The organism is Citrobacter sp. Cf118, from assembly GCF_030334095.1.
Taxonomy (GTDB): domain Bacteria; phylum Pseudomonadota; class Gammaproteobacteria; order Enterobacterales; family Enterobacteriaceae; genus Citrobacter; species Citrobacter freundii.
Genome location: NZ_JAOWES010000065.1, coordinates 12,422 through 33,622, shown reverse-complemented (window position 1 = coordinate 33,622; position 21,201 = coordinate 12,422). Strand labels below are relative to the sequence as shown.

Below are 21,201 nucleotides of genomic sequence, written 5' to 3'. Positions count from 1 at the left end.
CGTGGTATCACCATCAACACTTCTCACGTTGAATATGACACCCCGACTCGCCACTACGCACACGTAGACTGCCCGGGCCACGCCGACTATGTTAAAAACATGATCACCGGTGCTGCGCAGATGGACGGCGCGATCCTGGTTGTTGCTGCGACTGACGGCCCGATGCCGCAGACTCGTGAGCACATCCTGCTGGGTCGTCAGGTAGGCGTTCCGTACATCATCGTGTTCCTGAACAAATGCGACATGGTTGATGACGAAGAGCTGCTGGAACTGGTAGAAATGGAAGTTCGTGAACTTCTGTCTCAGTACGATTTCCCGGGCGACGACACTCCGATCGTTCGTGGTTCTGCTCTGAAAGCGCTGGAAGGCGAAGCAGAGTGGGAAGCGAAAATCATCGAACTGGCTGGCTTCCTGGATTCTTACATCCCAGAACCAGAGCGTGCGATTGACAAGCCGTTCCTGCTGCCTATCGAAGACGTATTCTCCATCTCCGGTCGTGGTACCGTTGTTACCGGTCGTGTAGAGCGCGGTATCATCAAAGTTGGTGAAGAAGTTGAAATCGTTGGTATCAAAGAGACTGCTAAGTCTACCTGTACTGGCGTTGAAATGTTCCGCAAACTGCTGGACGAAGGCCGTGCTGGTGAGAACGTTGGTGTTCTGCTGCGTGGTATCAAACGTGAAGAAATCGAACGTGGTCAGGTACTGGCTAAGCCGGGCTCTATCAAGCCGCACACCAAGTTCGAATCTGAAGTGTACATTCTGTCCAAAGACGAAGGCGGCCGTCATACTCCGTTCTTCAAAGGCTACCGTCCGCAGTTCTACTTCCGTACTACTGACGTGACTGGTACCATCGAACTGCCGGAAGGCGTAGAGATGGTAATGCCGGGCGACAACATCAAAATGGTTGTTACCCTGATCCACCCAATCGCGATGGACGACGGTCTGCGTTTCGCAATCCGTGAAGGCGGCCGTACTGTTGGTGCGGGCGTTGTTGCCAAAGTAATGAGCTAATTGCCGAATAACATTTGACGCAATGCGCAATAAAAGGGCATCATTTGATGCCCTTTTTGCACGCTTTCACACCAGAACCTGGCTCATCAGTGATTTTTTTTGTCATAATTATTGCTGAGACAGGCTCTGAAGAGGGCGTTTAGTCCGAAACGCACCAGAGCATTTCGGTTTGGATCGCCTCGCTTACGCGGGGTGAAAATGTTTGTAGAATACTTCTGACAGGTTGGTTTATGAGTGCGAATACCGAAGCTCAAGGAAGCGGGCGCGGCCTGGAAGCGATGAAGTGGGTTGTTGTCGCTGTATTGCTGCTTGTAGCTATCGTTGGCAACTACCTCTATCGTGACATGATGCTGCCGCTGCGTGCGCTGGCCGTAGTGATTCTGATTGCCGCAGCGGGTGGTGTCGCGCTGTTGACAACAAAAGGTAAAGCGACCGTTGCTTTTGCCCGTGAAGCGAGAACCGAAGTCCGTAAGGTCATTTGGCCAACTCGCCAGGAAACATTGCACACCACATTAATTGTGGCTGCGGTTACCGCAGTAATGTCACTGATCCTGTGGGGACTGGATGGTATTCTGGTTCGCCTGGTATCCTTTATCACTGGCCTGAGGTTCTAAGATGTCTGAAGCCCCTAAAAAGCGCTGGTACGTCGTTCAGGCGTTTTCCGGTTTTGAAGGCCGCGTAGCCACGTCGCTGCGCGAATATATCAAGTTACAAAATATGGAAGAGCTGTTTGGCGAAGTCATGGTGCCGACCGAAGAAGTGGTCGAAATCCGTGGTGGCCAGCGTCGCAAGAGCGAACGTAAATTCTTCCCGGGCTATGTACTGGTCCAGATGGTGATGAATGACGCAAGCTGGCACCTGGTGCGTAGCGTGCCGCGTGTGATGGGCTTTATCGGTGGTACATCTGACCGTCCGGCGCCGATCAGCGACAAAGAAGTTGATGCGATCATGAACCGTCTGCAGCAGGTTGGTGATAAACCGCGTCCGAAAACGATGTTTGAGCCAGGTGAAATGGTTCGCGTTAGTGACGGTCCGTTTGCTGACTTTAACGGCGTGGTTGAAGAAGTGGACTACGAGAAGTCCCGCCTGAAAGTCTCTGTTTCTATCTTTGGTCGTGCGACCCCGGTAGAACTGGACTTTGCCCAGGTAGAAAAAGCCTAAACAGCGATCAAAAAAGCGGCGATTTAATCGTTGCACAAGGCGCGAGATTGGAATACAATTTCGCGCCTTTTGTTTTTATGGACCCTGTCCGTAAAACGAATTTAATCACGGGGAGCCTCCTTGAGGCGCTATAACCCAACTAGAGGAATTTAGAATGGCTAAGAAAGTCCAGGCCTACGTCAAGCTGCAAGTTGCAGCTGGTATGGCTAACCCGAGTCCGCCGGTAGGTCCAGCACTGGGTCAACAAGGCGTGAACATCATGGAATTCTGCAAAGCGTTCAACGCAAAAACTGATTCCATGGAAAAAGGTCTGCCGATCCCGGTTGTTATCACCGTTTACGCTGACCGTTCTTTCACTTTCGTTACCAAAACGCCTCCGGCAGCAGTTCTGCTGAAGAAAGCGGCTGGTATCAAGTCTGGTTCCGGTAAGCCGAACAAAGACAAAGTGGGTAAAATTTCCCGCGCTCAGCTGCAGGAAATCGCGCAGACCAAAGCTGCCGACATGACTGGTTCCGACATTGAAGCGATGACTCGCTCCATTGAAGGTACTGCACGTTCCATGGGTCTGGTAGTGGAGGACTAAGAAATGGCTAAACTGACCAAGCGTATGCGCGTGATCCGTGACAAAGTTGATGCAACTAAACAGTACGACATCAACGAAGCTATTGCTCTGCTGAAAGAGCTGGCCACTGCTAAATTCGTAGAAAGCGTAGACGTTGCCGTTAACCTCGGCATCGATGCTCGTAAATCTGACCAGAACGTACGTGGTGCAACTGTACTGCCGCACGGTACTGGCCGTTCCGTTCGCGTAGCCGTATTTGCCCAGGGCGCAAACGCTGAAGCTGCTAAAGCTGCAGGCGCTGAGCTGGTAGGTATGGAAGATCTGGCTGACCAGATCAAGAAAGGCGAAATGAACTTTGACGTTGTTATTGCTTCCCCGGATGCAATGCGCGTTGTTGGCCAGCTGGGCCAGGTTCTGGGCCCGCGCGGCCTGATGCCAAACCCGAAAGTTGGTACTGTAACCCCTAACGTTGCTGAAGCGGTTAAGAACGCTAAAGCAGGTCAGGTTCGTTACCGTAACGACAAAAACGGCATCATCCATACCACCATCGGTAAAGTGGATTTTGACGCTGACAAACTGAAAGAAAACCTGGAATCTCTGCTGGTTGCGCTGAAAAAAGCGAAACCGACTCAGGCTAAAGGCGTGTACATCAAGAAAGTTAGCATCTCCACCACCATGGGTGCTGGTGTTGCCGTTGATCAGTCCGGTCTGACTGCGACTGTGGCGAACTAATATTCGCCTTTACGTGGGCGGTGATTTTGTCTACAATCTTACCCCCACGTTTCTGCTAATTGCAGACGTATATCCGAGATATTCAGGCTGTGGCAAGGCGACAACTGAGTGAATCGCCAGGAGCATAGTTAACTATGTGACTGGTGTGAACGAAGGCAGTCAACGCCGGCATAGATTGAATAGCGACAGATAGACAAGATTTGTTCGTTGGAGCCTGGCCTATCCAGGCCTCCGTCGAAGACCGCAGGTGTTTCGTAAGAAACTTAATGCCCTGCGTAGACGGTGACAGAACGCTAAGATTATTTCTGATACTCTGGCTTGTTTCTGCTCACCGTATTTAGACGCTCTCTCCGTTGGGGAGAGTGAAGTGAGTTCCGGAACATGAGTTCCGGCAAACATCCAGGAGCAAAGCTAATGGCTTTAAATCTTCAAGACAAACAAGCGATTGTTGCTGAAGTCAGCGAAGTAGCCAAAGGCGCGCTGTCTGCAGTAGTTGCGGATTCCCGTGGCGTAACTGTAGATAAAATGACTGAACTGCGTAAAGCAGGTCGTGAAGCTGGCGTATACATGCGTGTTGTTCGTAACACCCTGCTGCGCCGCGTCGTTGAAGGTACTCAGTTCGAGTGCCTGAAAGACACGTTTGTTGGTCCGACCCTGATTGCATACTCTATGGAACACCCGGGCGCTGCTGCTCGTCTGTTCAAAGAGTTCGCGAAAGCGAATGCAAAATTTGAGGTCAAAGCCGCAGCCTTTGAAGGTGAATTGATCCCGGCATCGCAAATCGATCGCCTGGCAACTCTGCCGACCTACGAAGAAGCAATTGCACGCCTGATGGCAACCATGAAAGAAGCTTCGGCTGGCAAACTGGTTCGTACTCTGGCTGCTGTACGCGATGCGAAAGAAGCTGCTTAATCGCAGTTATTTTTCTCAAGCATCTGCTTACGTATAAACTTATTCTGATTTTCAGGAACAATTTAAATGTCTATCACTAAAGATCAAATCATTGAAGCAGTATCCGCTATGTCCGTAATGGACGTTGTAGAACTGATCTCTGCAATGGAAGAAAAATTCGGTGTTTCCGCTGCTGCTGCTGTAGCTGTAGCTGCTGGCCCGGCTGAAGCTGCTGAAGAAAAAACTGAATTCGACGTAATTCTGAAAGCTGCTGGCGCTAACAAAGTTGCTGTTATCAAAGCAGTACGTGGCGCAACTGGCCTGGGTCTGAAAGAAGCTAAAGACCTGGTAGAATCTGCTCCGGCTGCCCTGAAAGAAGGCATCAGCAAAGACGACGCAGAAGCACTGAAAAAATCTCTGGAAGAAGCTGGCGCTGAAGTTGAAGTTAAATAAGCCAACTTTTCTGGTTGCAGCCTAAGAAATTAGGCTGATGGCTGGTGACTTTTTAGTCACCAGCCTTTTTGCGCTGTAAGGCGCCAGTAGCATTTCACACTGTTTGACTACTGCTGTGCCTTTCAATGCTTGTTTCTATCGACGTCTTAATATACTGCGACAGAGCATCAGTTCTGTGTAAATCGCAATGAAATGGTTTAAGCGTGATAGCAACAGGCATTGCGGAAAGTATTCGATTTTCCGGTCAACAAAATAGTGTTGCACAAACTGTCCCTTCGTCGGACAGATGGGTCGACTTGTCAGCGAGCTGAGGAACCCTAATGGTTTACTCCTATACCGAGAAAAAACGTATTCGTAAGGATTTTGGTAAACGTCCACAAGTGTTGGACATACCTTATCTCCTTTCTATCCAGCTTGACTCGTTTCAGAAGTTCATCGAGCAAGATCCTGAAGGGCAGTATGGTCTGGAAGCAGCTTTCCGTTCCGTTTTCCCGATTCAGAGCTACAGCGGTAATTCCGAGCTGCAATACGTCAGCTACCGCCTTGGCGAACCGGTGTTTGACGTTCAGGAATGTCAGATCCGTGGCGTGACCTATTCCGCACCGCTGCGCGTAAAACTGCGTCTGGTGATCTACGAGCGCGAAGCGCCGGAAGGCACCGTAAAAGACATTAAAGAACAAGAAGTCTACATGGGCGAAATTCCGCTCATGACTGACAACGGTACCTTTGTAATCAATGGTACTGAGCGTGTTATCGTTTCTCAGCTGCACCGTAGTCCTGGCGTCTTCTTTGACTCCGACAAAGGTAAAACCCACTCTTCGGGTAAAGTGCTGTATAACGCGCGCATCATCCCTTACCGTGGTTCCTGGCTGGACTTCGAATTCGATCCGAAGGACAACCTGTTCGTACGTATTGACCGTCGCCGTAAACTGCCTGCGACCATTATTCTGCGTGCACTGAACTACACCACTGAGCAGATCCTTGACCTGTTCTTTGAAAAAGTTGTTTTCGAAATTCGCGACAACAAGCTGCAGATGGAACTGGTGCCGGAACGCCTGCGTGGTGAAACCGCCTCCTTTGACATTGAAGCTAACGGCAAAGTCTACGTCGAAAAAGGCCGTCGCATCACTGCGCGCCACATTCGCCAACTGGAAAAAGACGATATCAAACATATCGAAGTTCCGGTTGAATACATTGCTGGTAAAGTTGCGGCTAAAGACTACGTTGACGAATCTACTGGCGAGCTGATCTGCGCAGCTAACATGGAGCTGAGCCTGGATCTGCTGGCTAAGCTGAGCCAGTCTGGTCACAAGCGTATCGAAACGCTGTTCACTAACGATCTGGACCACGGTCCGTACATTTCTGAAACTGTACGCGTCGACCCAACCAACGATCGTCTGAGCGCGCTGGTAGAAATCTACCGCATGATGCGCCCTGGTGAGCCGCCGACTCGTGAAGCTGCTGAAAGCCTGTTCGAGAACCTGTTCTTCTCCGAAGACCGCTATGACCTGTCTGCGGTCGGTCGTATGAAGTTCAACCGTTCTCTGCTGCGCGACGAAATCGAAGGTTCCGGTATCCTGAGCAAAGACGACATCATCGAAGTGATGAAGAAGCTCATCGATATCCGTAACGGTAAAGGCGAAGTCGATGATATCGACCACCTCGGCAACCGTCGTATCCGTTCCGTAGGCGAAATGGCGGAAAACCAGTTCCGCGTTGGCCTGGTACGTGTTGAGCGTGCGGTGAAAGAGCGTCTGTCTCTGGGCGATCTGGATACCCTGATGCCTCAGGATATGATCAACGCCAAGCCGATTTCTGCAGCAGTGAAAGAGTTCTTTGGTTCCAGCCAGCTGTCTCAGTTTATGGACCAGAACAACCCGCTGTCTGAGATTACGCACAAACGTCGTATCTCTGCACTCGGCCCAGGCGGTCTGACACGTGAACGCGCAGGCTTTGAAGTTCGAGACGTACACCCGACTCACTACGGTCGCGTATGTCCAATCGAAACGCCTGAAGGTCCGAACATCGGTCTGATCAACTCCCTGTCCGTGTATGCACAGACTAACGAATACGGCTTCCTCGAGACTCCGTACCGTAAAGTGACCGACGGTGTTGTAACTGACGAAATTCATTACCTGTCTGCTATCGAAGAAGGCAACTACGTTATCGCTCAGGCGAACTCCAACCTGGATGACGAAGGCCACTTTGTAGAAGATCTGGTTACCTGCCGTAGCAAAGGCGAATCCAGCTTGTTCAGCCGTGATCAGGTTGACTACATGGACGTATCCACTCAGCAGGTGGTATCCGTCGGTGCGTCCCTGATCCCGTTCCTGGAACACGATGACGCCAACCGTGCATTGATGGGTGCGAACATGCAACGTCAGGCGGTTCCGACTCTGCGCGCTGATAAGCCGCTGGTTGGTACCGGTATGGAACGTGCTGTTGCCGTTGACTCCGGTGTTACTGCAGTTGCTAAACGTGGCGGTACTGTTCAGTACGTGGATGCTTCCCGTATCGTTATCAAAGTTAACGAAGACGAGATGTACCCGGGCGAAGCAGGTATCGACATTTATAACCTGACCAAATACACCCGTTCTAACCAGAACACCTGTATCAACCAGATGCCTTGCGTATCTCTGGGCGAGCCGGTTGAACGTGGTGATGTGCTGGCAGATGGTCCGTCCACCGACCTCGGTGAACTGGCGCTGGGCCAGAACATGCGCGTGGCATTCATGCCATGGAATGGTTATAACTTCGAAGACTCCATCCTCGTATCCGAGCGTGTTGTCCAGGAAGACCGTTTCACCACCATCCACATTCAGGAACTGGCATGTGTGTCCCGTGACACCAAGCTGGGGCCAGAAGAGATCACCGCTGACATCCCTAACGTGGGTGAAGCTGCACTCTCCAAACTGGATGAATCCGGTATCGTTTATATCGGTGCGGAAGTGACCGGTGGTGACATTCTGGTTGGTAAGGTAACGCCGAAAGGTGAAACCCAGCTGACGCCAGAAGAGAAGTTGCTGCGTGCGATCTTCGGTGAGAAAGCGTCTGACGTTAAAGACTCTTCTCTGCGCGTGCCAAACGGTGTTTCCGGTACGATTATCGACGTTCAGGTCTTTACTCGCGATGGCGTAGAAAAAGACAAACGTGCGCTGGAAATCGAAGAGATGCAGCTGAAGCAGGCGAAAAAAGACCTGTCTGAAGAACTGCAGATCCTCGAAGCTGGCCTGTTCAGCCGTATCTACGCTGTGCTGGTTTCTGGTGGTGTTGAAGCTGAGAAGCTCGACAAACTGCCGCGTGACCGCTGGTTAGAACTCGGCCTGACCGACGAAGAAAAACAGAATCAGCTGGAACAACTGGCTGAGCAGTACGACGAACTGAAACACGAATTCGAGAAAAAACTCGAAGCGAAGCGCCGTAAAATCACTCAGGGCGATGATCTGGCACCGGGCGTGCTGAAGATTGTTAAGGTTTATCTGGCGGTTAAACGTCGGATCCAGCCTGGTGATAAGATGGCAGGTCGTCACGGTAACAAGGGTGTAATCTCTAAGATCAACCCGATCGAAGATATGCCACACGATGCTAACGGTACGCCGGTAGATATCGTACTGAACCCGCTGGGCGTACCATCGCGTATGAACATCGGTCAGATCCTTGAAACCCACCTGGGTATGGCTGCAAAAGGTATCGGCGATAAGATCAACGCCATGCTGAAACAGCAACAGGAAGTCGCGAAACTGCGCGAATTCATCCAGCGTGCTTACGATCTGGGTTCAGATGTTCGTCAGAAAGTTGACCTGAATACCTTCAGTGATGAAGAAGTTCTGCGTCTGGCTGAAAACCTGAAAAAAGGTATGCCGATCGCAACGCCGGTATTCGACGGTGCGAAAGAGTCTGAAATCAAGGAACTGTTACAGCTGGGTGGCCTGCCGACTTCCGGTCAGATCACACTGTTCGACGGTCGTACCGGTGAGCAGTTCGAGCGCCAGGTTACCGTTGGCTACATGTACATGCTGAAACTGAACCACCTGGTTGATGACAAGATGCATGCGCGTTCTACCGGTTCTTACAGCCTGGTTACTCAGCAGCCGCTGGGTGGTAAGGCGCAGTTCGGTGGTCAGCGCTTCGGGGAGATGGAAGTGTGGGCGCTGGAAGCATATGGCGCAGCATACACCCTGCAGGAAATGCTCACCGTTAAGTCTGATGACGTGAACGGTCGTACTAAGATGTATAAAAACATCGTGGACGGCAACCATCAGATGGAACCAGGCATGCCGGAATCCTTCAACGTACTGTTGAAAGAGATTCGTTCGCTGGGTATCAACATCGAGCTGGAAGACGAGTAACTCTCGATCAAACAGGTCACTGGTGCTGGCGTAACAGCCAGCGCCAGATTGTGCTAACTCCGACGGGAGCAAATCCGTGAAAGATTTATTAAAGTTTCTGAAAGCGCAGACTAAAACCGAAGAGTTTGATGCGATCAAAATTGCTCTGGCCTCGCCAGACATGATCCGTTCATGGTCTTTCGGTGAAGTTAAGAAGCCGGAAACCATCAACTACCGTACGTTCAAACCTGAACGTGACGGCCTTTTCTGCGCCCGTATCTTTGGGCCGGTAAAAGACTACGAGTGCCTGTGCGGTAAGTACAAGCGCCTGAAACACCGTGGTGTGATCTGTGAGAAGTGCGGCGTTGAAGTGACCCAGACTAAAGTACGCCGTGAGCGTATGGGCCACATCGAGCTGGCGTCTCCGACTGCTCACATCTGGTTCCTGAAATCTCTGCCGTCCCGTATCGGTTTGCTGCTTGATATGCCGCTGCGTGATATCGAACGCGTACTGTACTTCGAATCTTATGTGGTTATCGAAGGCGGTATGACTAACCTGGAACGTCAACAGATCCTGACTGAAGAGCAGTATCTGGACGCGCTGGAAGAGTTCGGTGACGAATTTGACGCGAAGATGGGTGCGGAAGCAATCCAGGCCCTGCTGAAGAGCATGGATCTGGAGCAAGAGTGTGAAACTCTGCGCGAAGAGCTGAACGAAACCAACTCCGAAACCAAGCGTAAGAAGCTGACCAAGCGTATCAAACTGCTGGAAGCCTTCGTACAGTCTGGCAACAAGCCAGAGTGGATGATCCTGACCGTTCTGCCGGTTCTGCCGCCAGATCTGCGTCCGCTGGTTCCGCTGGATGGTGGTCGTTTCGCAACGTCGGATCTGAACGATCTGTATCGTCGCGTTATCAACCGTAACAACCGTCTGAAGCGTCTGCTGGATCTGGCTGCGCCGGACATCATCGTACGCAACGAAAAACGTATGCTGCAGGAAGCGGTTGACGCCCTGCTGGATAACGGTCGTCGCGGTCGTGCTATCACCGGTTCTAACAAACGTCCTCTGAAATCTTTGGCCGACATGATCAAAGGTAAGCAGGGTCGTTTCCGTCAGAACTTGCTCGGTAAGCGTGTTGACTACTCCGGTCGTTCTGTTATCACCGTAGGTCCATACCTGCGTCTGCATCAGTGCGGCCTGCCGAAGAAAATGGCACTGGAACTGTTCAAACCGTTCATCTACGGCAAGCTGGAACTGCGTGGCCTGGCCACCACCATCAAAGCCGCTAAGAAAATGGTTGAGCGTGAAGAAGCTGTCGTTTGGGATATCCTGGACGAAGTTATCCGCGAACACCCGGTACTGCTGAACCGTGCACCAACACTGCACCGTCTGGGTATCCAGGCATTTGAACCGGTACTGATCGAAGGTAAAGCTATCCAGCTTCACCCGCTGGTTTGTGCGGCATATAACGCCGACTTCGATGGTGACCAGATGGCTGTTCACGTACCGCTGACGCTGGAAGCCCAGCTCGAAGCGCGTGCGCTGATGATGTCTACCAACAACATCCTGTCTCCGGCGAACGGCGAACCTATCATCGTTCCGTCTCAGGACGTTGTATTGGGTCTGTACTACATGACCCGTGACTGTGTTAACGCCAAAGGCGAAGGCATGGTGCTGACTGGCCCGAAAGAAGCTGAGCGTATCTATCGCGCAGGTCTGGCCTCTCTGCATGCGCGCGTTAAAGTGCGTATCACTGAATACGAAAAAGATGAAAACGGCGAATTCGTTGCGCACACCAGTCTGAAAGACACGACCGTTGGTCGCGCCATTCTGTGGATGATCGTACCGAAAGGTCTGCCTTTCTCCATCGTCAACCAGGCGCTGGGCAAGAAAGCTATCTCCAAAATGCTGAACACCTGTTACCGCATTCTGGGCCTGAAGCCGACCGTTATCTTCGCTGACCAGACAATGTACACCGGCTTTGCTTATGCAGCGCGTTCAGGTGCATCTGTTGGTATTGATGACATGGTCATCCCAGAGAAGAAACACGAGATCATCTCTGAAGCGGAAGCTGAAGTTGCTGAGATCCAGGAGCAGTTCCAGTCCGGTCTGGTAACCGCGGGCGAACGCTATAACAAAGTTATCGATATCTGGGCTGCGGCAAACGATCGTGTATCCAAAGCGATGATGGATAACCTGCAAACCGAAACCGTTATTAACCGTGACGGCGTAGAAGAGCAGCAGGTTTCCTTCAACAGCATCTACATGATGGCCGACTCCGGTGCGCGTGGTTCTGCGGCACAGATTCGTCAGCTGGCCGGTATGCGTGGTCTGATGGCGAAGCCAGATGGCTCCATCATCGAAACGCCAATCACCGCGAACTTCCGTGAAGGTCTGAACGTACTCCAGTACTTCATCTCTACTCACGGTGCGCGTAAAGGTCTGGCGGATACCGCACTGAAAACAGCGAACTCCGGTTATCTGACTCGTCGTCTGGTCGACGTTGCGCAGGACCTGGTTGTTACTGAAGACGATTGCGGCACTCTGGAAGGCATCACCATGACCCCGGTTATCGAGGGTGGTGATGTTAAAGAGCCGCTGCGCGATCGCGTTCTGGGTCGTGTAACTGCTGAAGACGTTCTGAAGCCGGGTACGGCGGATATTCTGGTTCCACGCAACACGCTGCTGCACGAACAGTGGTGTGACCTGCTGGAAGAGAACTCCGTTGACTCCGTCAAAGTCCGTTCTGTTGTATCTTGTGACACCGACTTTGGTGTATGTGCGCACTGCTACGGTCGTGACCTGGCGCGTGGCCACATCATCAACAAAGGTGAAGCAATCGGCGTTATCGCGGCACAGTCCATCGGTGAACCGGGTACACAGCTGACGATGCGTACGTTCCACATCGGTGGTGCGGCATCTCGTGCGGCTGCTGAATCCAGCATCCAGGTGAAAAACAAAGGTAGCATCCGTCTGAGCAACGCGAAGTCGGTTGTGAACTCCAGCGGTAAACTGGTTATCACCTCACGTAACACCGAACTGAAACTGATCGACGAATTCGGCCGTACCAAAGAAAGCTATAAAGTGCCTTACGGCTCCGTTATGGCGAAAGGTGATGGCGAACAGGTTGCTGGCGGCGAAACCGTAGCAAACTGGGATCCGCACACCATGCCGGTTATCACCGAAGTGAGTGGTTTTGTCCGCTTCACTGACATGATCGACGGCCAGACCATTACTCGTCAGACCGACGAGCTGACCGGTCTGTCTTCTCTGGTGGTTCTGGATTCTGCAGAGCGTACTGCGGGTGGTAAAGACCTGCGTCCGGCACTGAAAATTGTTGATGCTCAGGGCAACGACGTTCTGATCCCAGGCACCGATATGCCTGCTCAGTACTTCCTGCCGGGTAAAGCGATTGTTCAGTTGGAAGATGGCGTACAGATCAGTTCTGGTGACACCCTGGCCCGTGTTCCGCAGGAATCCGGCGGTACCAAGGATATCACCGGTGGTCTGCCGCGCGTTGCTGACCTGTTCGAAGCACGTCGTCCGAAAGAGCCGGCAATCCTGGCTGAAATCAGCGGTATCATTTCCTTCGGTAAAGAAACCAAAGGTAAACGTCGTCTGGTTATCACCCCGGTAGACGGTAGCGAGCCGTACGAAGAGATGATCCCGAAATGGCGTCAGCTCAACGTGTTCGAAGGTGAACGTGTAGAACGTGGTGACGTGGTTTCCGACGGTCCGGAAGCGCCGCACGACATCCTGCGTCTGCGTGGTGTGCATGCTGTAACTCGTTACATTGTTAACGAAGTTCAGGACGTATACCGTCTGCAGGGTGTTAAGATTAACGATAAACACATCGAAGTTATCGTTCGTCAGATGCTGCGTAAAGCCACCATCGAAAGCGCTGGTAGCTCCGACTTCCTGGAAGGCGAGCAGGTTGAATACTCCCGCGTCAAGATCGCTAACCGCGAGCTGGAAGCGAACGGCAAAGTGGGTGCAACGTTCTCCCGCGATCTGCTGGGTATCACCAAAGCGTCTCTGGCAACCGAGTCCTTCATCTCTGCAGCATCGTTCCAGGAAACCACGCGTGTCCTGACCGAAGCCGCTGTTGCAGGTAAACGTGATGAACTGCGCGGTCTGAAAGAGAACGTAATCGTGGGTCGTCTGATCCCGGCAGGTACCGGTTACGCGTACCACCAGGATCGTATGCGCCGTCGCGCAGCGGGCGAACTGCCAGCTGCACCGCAGGTGACTGCTGAAGATGCGTCTGCCAGCCTGGCAGAACTGCTGAACGCAGGCCTGGGCGGTTCTGACAACGATTAATCGTTGCCGACCATAATAAAAAACCCGCTTCGGCGGGTTTTTTTATGTCCAGGTTTATTTCTGATGACGCTTATCAGGTCTACGAGGCTACGAAGCCATCCGGCAGTGTCATTAATATACCGGCGGTAACCGCCGATAAAGCTCAATCATATCTCCCGCCAAATCCTGAATCACCATCGCGTTCATCAGGTGATCCTGCGAATGGACGGTGATGAGATTAACCGGTAGCTTGCCGGTTCCTTCGTCAATTCCGATCAGCTGGGTCTGGATTTTATGCGCTTGTTTAACGTACTCGCGTGATTCCGTCATCGCTTGTTCTGCACCGGAGAAATCACCTTTACGCGCCAGTTGCAATGCCGTCAGGGCCTGGCTGCGTGCAGCGCCAGCGTTTACCAATAACTCCATGATGATCGTTTCTAACTCTTCCATACCATCACTCCAGTAGTTTCAGCGCCTTGTCCAGTACCGCATCGCCTTTCATCATGCCGTAATCCATCATGTCGATAACGGCGACCTTTTTGCCTAGTGGGTCGGCGATCGCCTGTAGCTTGGCCTGTTCATACTTAACCTGTGGACCGAGCAAAACGATATCCGCTGTAGCGATATTCTCTTCAAACTCGGCCACCGGGACGGCTTTGATAGTGACGTCGACGCCTTTTTTCTGGGCGGCATCTTTCATCCTTTGCACCAGCATGCTGGTGGACATTCCGGCGGCACAGCATAAAACGATGTTTTTCATAAGCAGTCTCGATCAACATGTGTGAGTTGATAATTATCGCGAGCCAGCTATAGCAACAACTGCTTTGCAACGATTGTGTGCAAGGCATCACAAAGAAAGCCACTTTTTCTGAAACCGGTTACAAAAAGAGGCCAAACCCTGCGATCTGGACCGGGACCAGCGGCTTTTTGACTCGCTTATCACATGCTGGAATATATAATTACTGTCAATAAAGACATGTTATAAAAAACAGTATTGACAGCGTTTTTTAAACCCGTATGTTAATACTTAACAGCGGAGAAATTGTAGTTTGCTGTTAACGTAGTAAGTGTTAGTAGAGCTTGATTGGGGTTTGCGATAAAGGCCACGAAGTATTTTTGTATGGGATAGTCGATGCTGAAAACGCTATTTTTTCACCTCGACAATGCTTTCAGGCCACGTAGTTGATATATCTAATCGCAAAAAATCAGTAAAACGCGACGATGTAACGCCATGATTTAATAGTAATTGTTCGTGATTTCTGCTTTTTAGTTATCACGAGGGAAATAAGGCAACGCATCAAAGAATATATGTCGCGAGGGGAAGTGTACTTGTTTAGGTCACCAGCCTTGAGTTCTATTATCAAGCGGGTGGAATGTGTTTAACGGTAAATAGAGGAAAGCTTTAGTTAGTATCAATATCCAATATTATCTGTAGTAAACGTGTACATTTTAAAGTAGTACCATCAGCAGTATTAAATCGTTAAGTTTATTAATGTTAAATTTGAAGTGTGTAGTAACGTAAAGCCCTGACTGCAATAGTCGGGGCTTTTGTTCATTGTAGATCAAGCTGTTATCCAGGATGCTTAGCCGCGTTGGTTCAACATTGCATCACTCAGTGGGTATTAAAAAAATTAATGCTTGCTTAATGATTAGAAGTAGGTCTACTATAGCGGCATCGGTTTGGAACACAGACCTTATGCAAGCAGTTTTAGTAAAGCAGTTCTCAGTTCAAGCGTTATCCTCAGATACTCTTCTTCATGAGCCTCCTCCCTAAGTGCCCCATAAGTTAATTTCTGCAAAACAGGCCATCTTCGCTGCATAAGCGGCTCAAAAACATGAAAGGAAGTATCTATGTCTAACAAAATGACTGGTTTAGTAAAATGGTTTAACTCTGATAAAGGCTTCGGCTTTATCACTCCTCAGGACGGTAGCAAGGATGTGTTTGTGCATTTTTCCGCTATCCAGAGTAACGATTTTAAAACGTTAGACGAAGGTCAAAAGGTGGAGTTCTCCGTGGAGAATGGCGCTAAAGGCCCGTCTGCTGTTAACGTTGTCGCGCTGTAAACGCCGATAATTTCACGAAGGCTTACGATAGCGATGAAGGCCAGAGCCCGAGCAGTTAAGCACCAGTGAAGAAAAAACCCGCGAAAGCGGGTTTTTTTGTTTATGCGATAGCGTTGGACTTAGGGCATCTGTGCCGCGCGTCCCAGATAGCTGTCCCAGTCTTTCCACACGGGCTGTAATCCCTGCGCCATCAGTGCTTCAGCAACGGCTTCCGGGCGACGATCGTCGTGCGGGGAGAACTGTTCCAGTTCGGGGTGGTTATCGGCATAACCACCGGGCTGGGTTTTTGAGAAGGCGCTGACGTTGTTGATCGCCAACGGGATCACATGGTCACGAAACCATGGCGATTCGCGGGTGGAGAGCGACAGCTCAATTTCTGGTGCCAGTAAACGAAACGCGCAAATGGTCTGGACCAACTGTCGCTCATCCATGATCGATGCAGGCTCAACGCCTCCGGTGCATGGGCGCAGGCGAGGGAAGGAGATAGAGTAGCGGCTCTGCCAGTAATGCTGCTGCATCCACAGCAGATGTTCAGCTACCATATAGCAGTCAACCCGCCAGCTGTCGGACAAACCAATCAACGCGCCAAGACCGATTTTGTCGATCCCTGCGCGGCCCAGCCGGTCCGGCGTTTCCAGTCGCCAGAAGAAATCCTGCTTTTTCCCCTTCAGATGGTGGTGGGCGTAAATCGCCTCATGATAGCTCTCCTGATACACCATCACGCCATCCAGCCCCAGCGTCTTCAGCTCCGCATATTCAGCCTCTGACAGCGGCTGTACTTCCATCTGTAAAGAGGCAAACTGGCGGCGAATGGCAGGCAAATGGCGACGAAAGTAATCCATCCCCACTTTGGCCTGATGTTCACCGGTGACCAGTAGCAGATGCTCAAAGCCCAGCTCACGGATAGCCGCACACTCACGTTGTATCTCATCTTCGTCCAGCGTTTTGCGTTTGATACGGTTGCTCATCGAAAAACCGCAGTAGGTGCAGTCGTTGGCACAAAGGTTGGAGAGATACAACGGCACGTAAAAGCTCACCGTGTTGCCAAAACGCTGGCGGGTGAGCTTTTGCGCCCGTTGCGCAAGCGGCTCCAGATAATCGGCGGCGGCAGGAGAGAGCAATGCCATCAGATCGTCGCGACTAAGATGCGAAGTCTTGAGAGCGCGCTCCACGTCAGCGGCGGTTTTACCGTTGATGCGCAGGCGGATGTCGTCCCAGTCCAGTTGTCGCCAGCGGTCGCTGAACGTTTTCATGCGAAGGCCTCCAGGAATCCGGTTAACGGGCTGGTGGGATTTGCCTGCGAGCTTTTGCTTCCAGGTACCGCCTGGCGCGCCAAAAGGCCTGCTTCAACTGCCAGACGGAAAGCGGTGGCCATCATCACCGGGCTGTCGGCTACCGCGATTGCCGTGTTGACCAGCACCGCGTCGGCGCCCATTTCCAGCGCCTGCGTGGCGTGGCTGGGCACGCCGATGCCTGCATCAACCACCACCGGCACGGTCGCCTGCTGGATAATGATCTCCAGCATCGCTTTGGTTTCCAGCCCCTGGTTAGAGCCGATAGGTGCGCCGAGCGGCATCACCGCCGCGCAGCCCACGTCTTCCAGCCGCTTGCACAGTACCGGATCCGCGCCGCAGTAGGGCAGCACCACAAAGCCCTGTTTCACCAGCGCTTCGGCGGCTTTTAGTGTTTCAATCGGATCCGGCAATAGCCAGCGGGCATCCGGGTGGATTTCTAATTTCAGCCAGTTTGTGCCCAGCGCTTCACGCGCCAGTTGGGCGGCGAAAATCGCCTCTTCAGCGGTTTTCGCTCCGGAGGTGTTAGGCAGCAGCGTCACGCCCGCGTCGATAAGCGGGGCCAGAATGGCATCGTTATGCTGGCGCAAATCCACGCGCTTCATGGCCAGCGTGACCAACTGGCTGCCGGAGGCGCGAATCGCCTCGACCATCAGCTGCGATGAGGCAAATTTTCCGGTACCGGTGAACAGATGTGAATCAAACGTTTTGTCGGCAATACGTAACATATCAACCCCCTGCAATAACCTGAAAAAGCAGGATCTGGTCGCCTTCCTGCACGATTTGCTGCTGCCACTGCTCGCGCGGCAGGATCTGCTGATTGAGCGCCAGCGCCGCGCCCGGTTTAAGCTGATTAAGCTCGGTGAGCAGCCCGCTGACGGTTTGTCCCTCGGCGCACTGCATCGGCTCATCATTGAACTGAATCTGCATGTTGCCCTCCACATACCGGACAGCCGCTGGCACGTCGTAGTGCGAAGCTGCGCCACTGGCTGGTTTTACCGTCAAACAGGCGTAACTCGCCACTGGGCGTCGCAATGCCGCTAAGCAGTTTGATGGCTTCCAGCGCCTGCAAGGTGCCCATCACGCCGACAACCGGGCCGACGATACCGGCGGTACGGCAGTTGCGTTCAGGCTCTACATCATCCGGCCACAGGCAGCGGTAACAACCTTGCTCCCACGGTGGCGTGAGCACCATCAACTGGCCGCCGAAACCGACGGCGCTGGCGGTGATGAGCGAGGTGTTGAGCGACACGCAGGCGGCGTTAATTTCCTGACGCGTGGCCATGTTGTCGGTACAGTCGAGCACCACATCGGCACGCGCTACCGCATGCCGGAGCGCATCGCCTTTCAGTCGCTGCTGGAGCGATACCAGTTCGATATCTGGGTTGAGCCGCGTCAGGCGCTGCTGGGCAATCTGCGATTTTGAACGCGCGATATCATCAGTGGTAAACAGGATCTGGCGCTGCAGATTGCTCAAATGAATGTCGTCATCGTCTACCAGCGTCAGTTTGCCGATACCTGCTCCCGCCAGATACAGCGCGGCAGGCGAACCTAACCCGCCTAAACCGATAATCAGCACATGGCTGTCGAGCAGCTTTTGTTGGCCCTCAATCGCGATATCGCCGAGCAGGATCTGCCGGCTGTAGCGCATAAAGTCGCGGTCATTCATCGCCGACTCCCGCTATGTCGAGCAGCTGCGCCGTGGCTGCCTGCCAGTCAGCCGCCTGGGTAATGGCGCTGACCACGGCAATGCTGCCAACACCGGTCGCCAGCACCGATGGTGCACGTTCCAGGCTGATGCCGCCGATGGCGACGGTCGGGTAATCGGCCAGTCGGTTAATATGGCTTGCCAGCTGCGTCAGCCCCTGCGGGGAGGAAGGCATCTGCTTGGTTTGCGTGGGGAAAACGTGGCCGAGTGCGATATAAGAAGGCTTAGCCGCCAGCGCGACGTCGATCTCCATATCATCGTGAGTGGATACACCCAGGCGCAGCCCCGCCGCCTGAATCGCCTTCAGATCGGTGGTTTCAAGGTCTTCCTGGCCCAGATGCACGCCGTAAGCGTTGTGCTTAATCGCCAGCCGCCAGTAGTCGTTGATAAACAGGCGGGCGTCATAGCGACGCCCCAGTTCAATGGCGGCCATGACGTCGGCTTCGACCTCTTCATCACGCTTATCTTTAATGCGCAGTTGGATCGTGCGTACGCCCGCCTGCAGCAGGCGTTCAATCCATTGCACGCTGTCCACCACCGGATAAAGCCCGAGGCGGAACGGCACGGTCGGGAAATCAGGCTGGTACATTATGCCTCCTCTTTTTTGAGGTAGATTTCACCGCCTTTGGCGCGGAAGTTCTCCGACATATCTGCCATTCCCACTTCAATAGTTTGCGCGGCGGCGTAGTCGCGTACTTCCTGGCTGATTTTCATCGAGCAGAACTTCGGCCCGCACATGGAGCAGAAGTGGGCGACTTTGCCGGACTCCTGTGGCAGGGTTTCATCGTGATAGGCGCGGGCGGTGAACGGGTCGAGTGCGAGGTTAAACTGGTCTTCCCAGCGGAATTCGAAGCGCGCTTTCGACATCGCGTTGTCGCGGATCTGCGCGCCCGGGTGCCCCTTCGCCAGGTCGGCGGCGTGGGCGGCAATCTTGTAGGTGATCAGCCCTTGCTTCACGTCTTCTTTGTTCGGCAGGCCGAGGTGCTCTTTCGGCGTGACGTAGCACAGCATCGCGCAGCCAAACCAGCCGATCATCGCCGCGCCAATGCCGGAGGTGAAGTGGTCATAGCCCGGCGCGATATCTGTCGTCAACGGCCCTAAGGTGTAGAACGGCGCTTCGTGGCAGCTCTCCAGCTCTTCGGTCATGTTGCGTTGGATCATATGCATCGGCACATGCCCTGGGCCTTCAATCATCACCTGCACGTCGTATTCCCAGGCGATTTTGGTTAGCTCGCCCAGCGTATGCAGTTCGGAGAACTGCGCTTCGTCGTTGGCATCCTGAATCGAACCCGGGCGCAGGCCGTCACCGAGAGAGAGCGAGACATCGTAGGCGGCGCAGATTTCACAAATTTCGCGGAAATGTTCAAACAGGAAGTTTTCTTTGTGATGCGAGAGGCACCATTTCGCCATAATTGAACCGCCGCGCGAGACAATTCCGGTCAGGCGTTTAGCGGTCATCGGCACGTAGCGCAGCAGTACGCCGGCATGGATAGTGAAGTAGTCGACGCCCTGTTCGGCCTGTTCCAGCAACGTATCGCGGAACGCTTCCCAGGTGAGATCTTCGGCGATCCCGTTGACCTTCTCCAACGCCTGGTAGATCGGTACGGTGCCGATCGGCACCGGGCTGTTACGCAGGATCCACTCGCGGGTTTCGTGAATATAGCGACCGGTGGAGAGGTCCATCACCGTATCTGCGCCCCAGCGGGTCGACCACACCAGTTTTTCTACCTCTTCTTCGATAGAGGAAGTGACCGCCGAGTTACCGATGTTGGCATTCACCTTCACCAGGAAGTTGCGGCCGATGATCATCGGCTCGGATTCCGGGTGGTTGATGTTGGCAGGAATAATCGCCCGGCCCGCAGCGACTTCATCACGCACGAATTCCGGGGTGATATTTTCCGGCAGACGAGCGCCAAAGTTCATCCCCGGATGCTGGTGGCGCAGCACTTCACTACGAATACGCTCGCGGCCCATATTTTCACGGATGGCGATAAACTCCATTTCTGGCGTGACGATCCCCTGACGGGCGTAGTGCAACTGGGTCACGCGCTTACCGGCTTTGGCGCGCTTTGGCGTCAGTAGGCCGCTGAAACGCAGCTCGTCCAGGCCATCGTCGGCCAGGCGCTCTTTGGTGTAAGCGGAGCTGCGGTCGTCTAATTCTTCGCTGTCGTTACGCGCCGCAATCCACGGCTGGCGCAGTTTCGCCAGACCCTGCTGGACGTTAATTGCCACGTCAGGATCGCCATACGGCCCGGAGGTGTCGTACACCGGCACGGCTTCGTTGTCTTCAAATTGCGGGTTGTCTTTGCTGCCGCCAATCAGCGTCGGGCTAAGCTGGATTTCGCGCATCGGAATGCGGATATCCGGCTGCGAACCGGTAATATAAATGCGTTTTGAGTTAGGGAAGGCGGTCCCTTCCAGGGTATCGATAAAGTGTTGGGCTTGCGCGCGCTGTTCGCGGCGTGATGGTTTAGTAGTGGCAGACATAGCTCATTCCAAAAAAGTAAGGACGTGGCTTGTCAGACGACGGATGAAGCAAGAGAGAGACGATCGCCCAAAGACGAACGGTTGTAGATTGACTCTTGTTCCCTTCGCAGGTCTTAACCTGATCAGGTTCCGCGGATCCCGAATTAACGGTCTCAGCCTTTTCCACGTCATCCTTCGCGCTGCCTCTTTGTTGGCTTCGTCCGCTCACTCCA

At 53.0% G+C, this 21,201-nt stretch carries 18 protein-coding genes; 10 read left to right on the top strand and 8 right to left on the bottom strand.

Annotated features, from left to right (window positions below; genetic code table 11):
- From tuf to rpoC, 9 genes are all read left to right on the top strand, one after another.
- The coding region (tuf, locus tag OGX67_RS07140) for an elongation factor Tu (protein ID WP_127674166.1) at positions 1-1,011 on the top strand (1,011 nt) is incomplete at its 5' end.
- Between the two features lie 230 nt (positions 1,012-1,241).
- Positions 1,242-1,625: a preprotein translocase subunit SecE gene (secE, locus tag OGX67_RS07135; RefSeq protein WP_003033128.1), complete on the top strand. Its 384-nt coding sequence runs from the start codon at positions 1,242-1,244 to the stop codon at positions 1,623-1,625.
- 1 nt (position 1,626) lies between these two features.
- Positions 1,627-2,172 (top strand): transcription termination/antitermination protein NusG, encoded by a 546-nt coding sequence (nusG, locus tag OGX67_RS07130; RefSeq protein ID WP_003033125.1) that lies wholly within the window; start codon positions 1,627-1,629, stop codon positions 2,170-2,172.
- A gap of 154 nt (positions 2,173-2,326) precedes the next feature.
- A complete protein-coding gene (gene rplK, locus OGX67_RS07125; protein WP_003033122.1) occupies positions 2,327-2,755 on the top strand; it encodes a 50S ribosomal protein L11 in 429 nt (142 codons plus the stop codon).
- A gap of 3 nt (positions 2,756-2,758) precedes the next feature.
- Complete coding sequence (gene rplA / locus OGX67_RS07120) at positions 2,759-3,466, top strand: 50S ribosomal protein L1 (protein WP_003033119.1); 708 nt, start codon at positions 2,759-2,761, stop codon at positions 3,464-3,466.
- A gap of 414 nt (positions 3,467-3,880) precedes the next feature.
- A complete protein-coding gene (rplJ, locus tag OGX67_RS07115; RefSeq protein WP_001207203.1) occupies positions 3,881-4,378 on the top strand; it encodes a 50S ribosomal protein L10 in 498 nt (165 codons plus the stop codon).
- Between the two features lie 66 nt (positions 4,379-4,444).
- The gene (gene rplL / locus OGX67_RS07110; RefSeq protein WP_003033114.1) at positions 4,445-4,810 is read left to right on the top strand and encodes a 50S ribosomal protein L7/L12; all 366 of its coding nucleotides are present in this window, start codon (positions 4,445-4,447) and stop codon (positions 4,808-4,810) included.
- Positions 4,811-5,130: 320 nt separating this feature from the next.
- Positions 5,131-9,159: a DNA-directed RNA polymerase subunit beta gene (gene rpoB, locus OGX67_RS07105; protein WP_003033111.1), complete on the top strand. Its 4,029-nt coding sequence runs from the start codon at positions 5,131-5,133 to the stop codon at positions 9,157-9,159.
- Between the two features lie 76 nt (positions 9,160-9,235).
- Positions 9,236-13,459, top strand: coding sequence for a DNA-directed RNA polymerase subunit beta' (gene rpoC, locus OGX67_RS07100; RefSeq protein ID WP_003033107.1), 4,224 nt, complete (start codon positions 9,236-9,238; stop codon positions 13,457-13,459).
- A gap of 111 nt (positions 13,460-13,570) precedes the next feature.
- On the opposite strand, the gene OGX67_RS07095 is transcribed toward rpoC, so the two are convergent.
- Both OGX67_RS07095 and OGX67_RS07090 read right to left on the bottom strand, forming a co-directional pair.
- Positions 13,571-13,888: a PTS lactose/cellobiose transporter subunit IIA gene (locus tag OGX67_RS07095; RefSeq protein WP_071697002.1), complete on the bottom strand. Its 318-nt coding sequence runs from the start codon at positions 13,886-13,888 to the stop codon at positions 13,571-13,573.
- Between the two features lie 4 nt (positions 13,889-13,892).
- A complete protein-coding gene (locus OGX67_RS07090; protein WP_003033102.1) occupies positions 13,893-14,198 on the bottom strand; it encodes a PTS sugar transporter subunit IIB in 306 nt (101 codons plus the stop codon).
- A gap of 1,091 nt (positions 14,199-15,289) precedes the next feature.
- Here OGX67_RS07090 and cspG point away from each other — a divergent pair.
- Complete coding sequence (cspG, locus tag OGX67_RS07085; RefSeq protein WP_003033098.1) at positions 15,290-15,502, top strand: cold shock protein CspG; 213 nt, start codon at positions 15,290-15,292, stop codon at positions 15,500-15,502.
- Positions 15,503-15,621: 119 nt separating this feature from the next.
- Here the strand turns inward: cspG and thiH are convergent, their stop codons facing one another.
- From thiH to thiC, 6 genes are read right to left on the bottom strand one after another with little or no spacing between them, the layout of a single operon-like run.
- Positions 15,622-16,755 carry a 2-iminoacetate synthase ThiH gene (thiH, locus tag OGX67_RS07080; RefSeq protein ID WP_257652054.1) on the bottom strand — a complete coding sequence of 378 codons (1,134 nt, stop codon included), beginning with the start codon at positions 16,753-16,755 and terminating at the stop codon, positions 15,622-15,624.
- Positions 16,752-17,522, bottom strand: a complete 771-nt coding sequence (gene thiG / locus OGX67_RS07075; protein ID WP_003842025.1) for a thiazole synthase — start codon at positions 17,520-17,522, stop codon at positions 16,752-16,754. Before thiG ends, thiH begins: the two co-directional genes overlap by 4 nt.
- Position 17,523: 1 nt before the next feature.
- Positions 17,524-17,724: a sulfur carrier protein ThiS gene (thiS, locus tag OGX67_RS07070; RefSeq protein ID WP_003033088.1), complete on the bottom strand. Its 201-nt coding sequence runs from the start codon at positions 17,722-17,724 to the stop codon at positions 17,524-17,526.
- Entirely contained in the window at positions 17,705-18,463 is a 759-nt protein-coding gene (locus OGX67_RS07065; RefSeq protein WP_071697004.1) for a HesA/MoeB/ThiF family protein, read from the bottom strand. Before OGX67_RS07065 ends, thiS begins: the two co-directional genes overlap by 20 nt.
- Positions 18,456-19,091, bottom strand: coding sequence for a thiamine phosphate synthase (gene thiE / locus OGX67_RS07060; protein ID WP_257652055.1), 636 nt, complete (start codon positions 19,089-19,091; stop codon positions 18,456-18,458). The genes OGX67_RS07065 and thiE overlap by 8 nt, the downstream gene beginning before the upstream one ends.
- Positions 19,091-20,989 (bottom strand): phosphomethylpyrimidine synthase ThiC, encoded by a 1,899-nt coding sequence (gene thiC, locus OGX67_RS07055; protein WP_032950754.1) that lies wholly within the window; start codon positions 20,987-20,989, stop codon positions 19,091-19,093. The genes thiE and thiC overlap by 1 nt, the downstream gene beginning before the upstream one ends.
- Positions 20,990-21,201 lie beyond the last annotated feature (212 nt).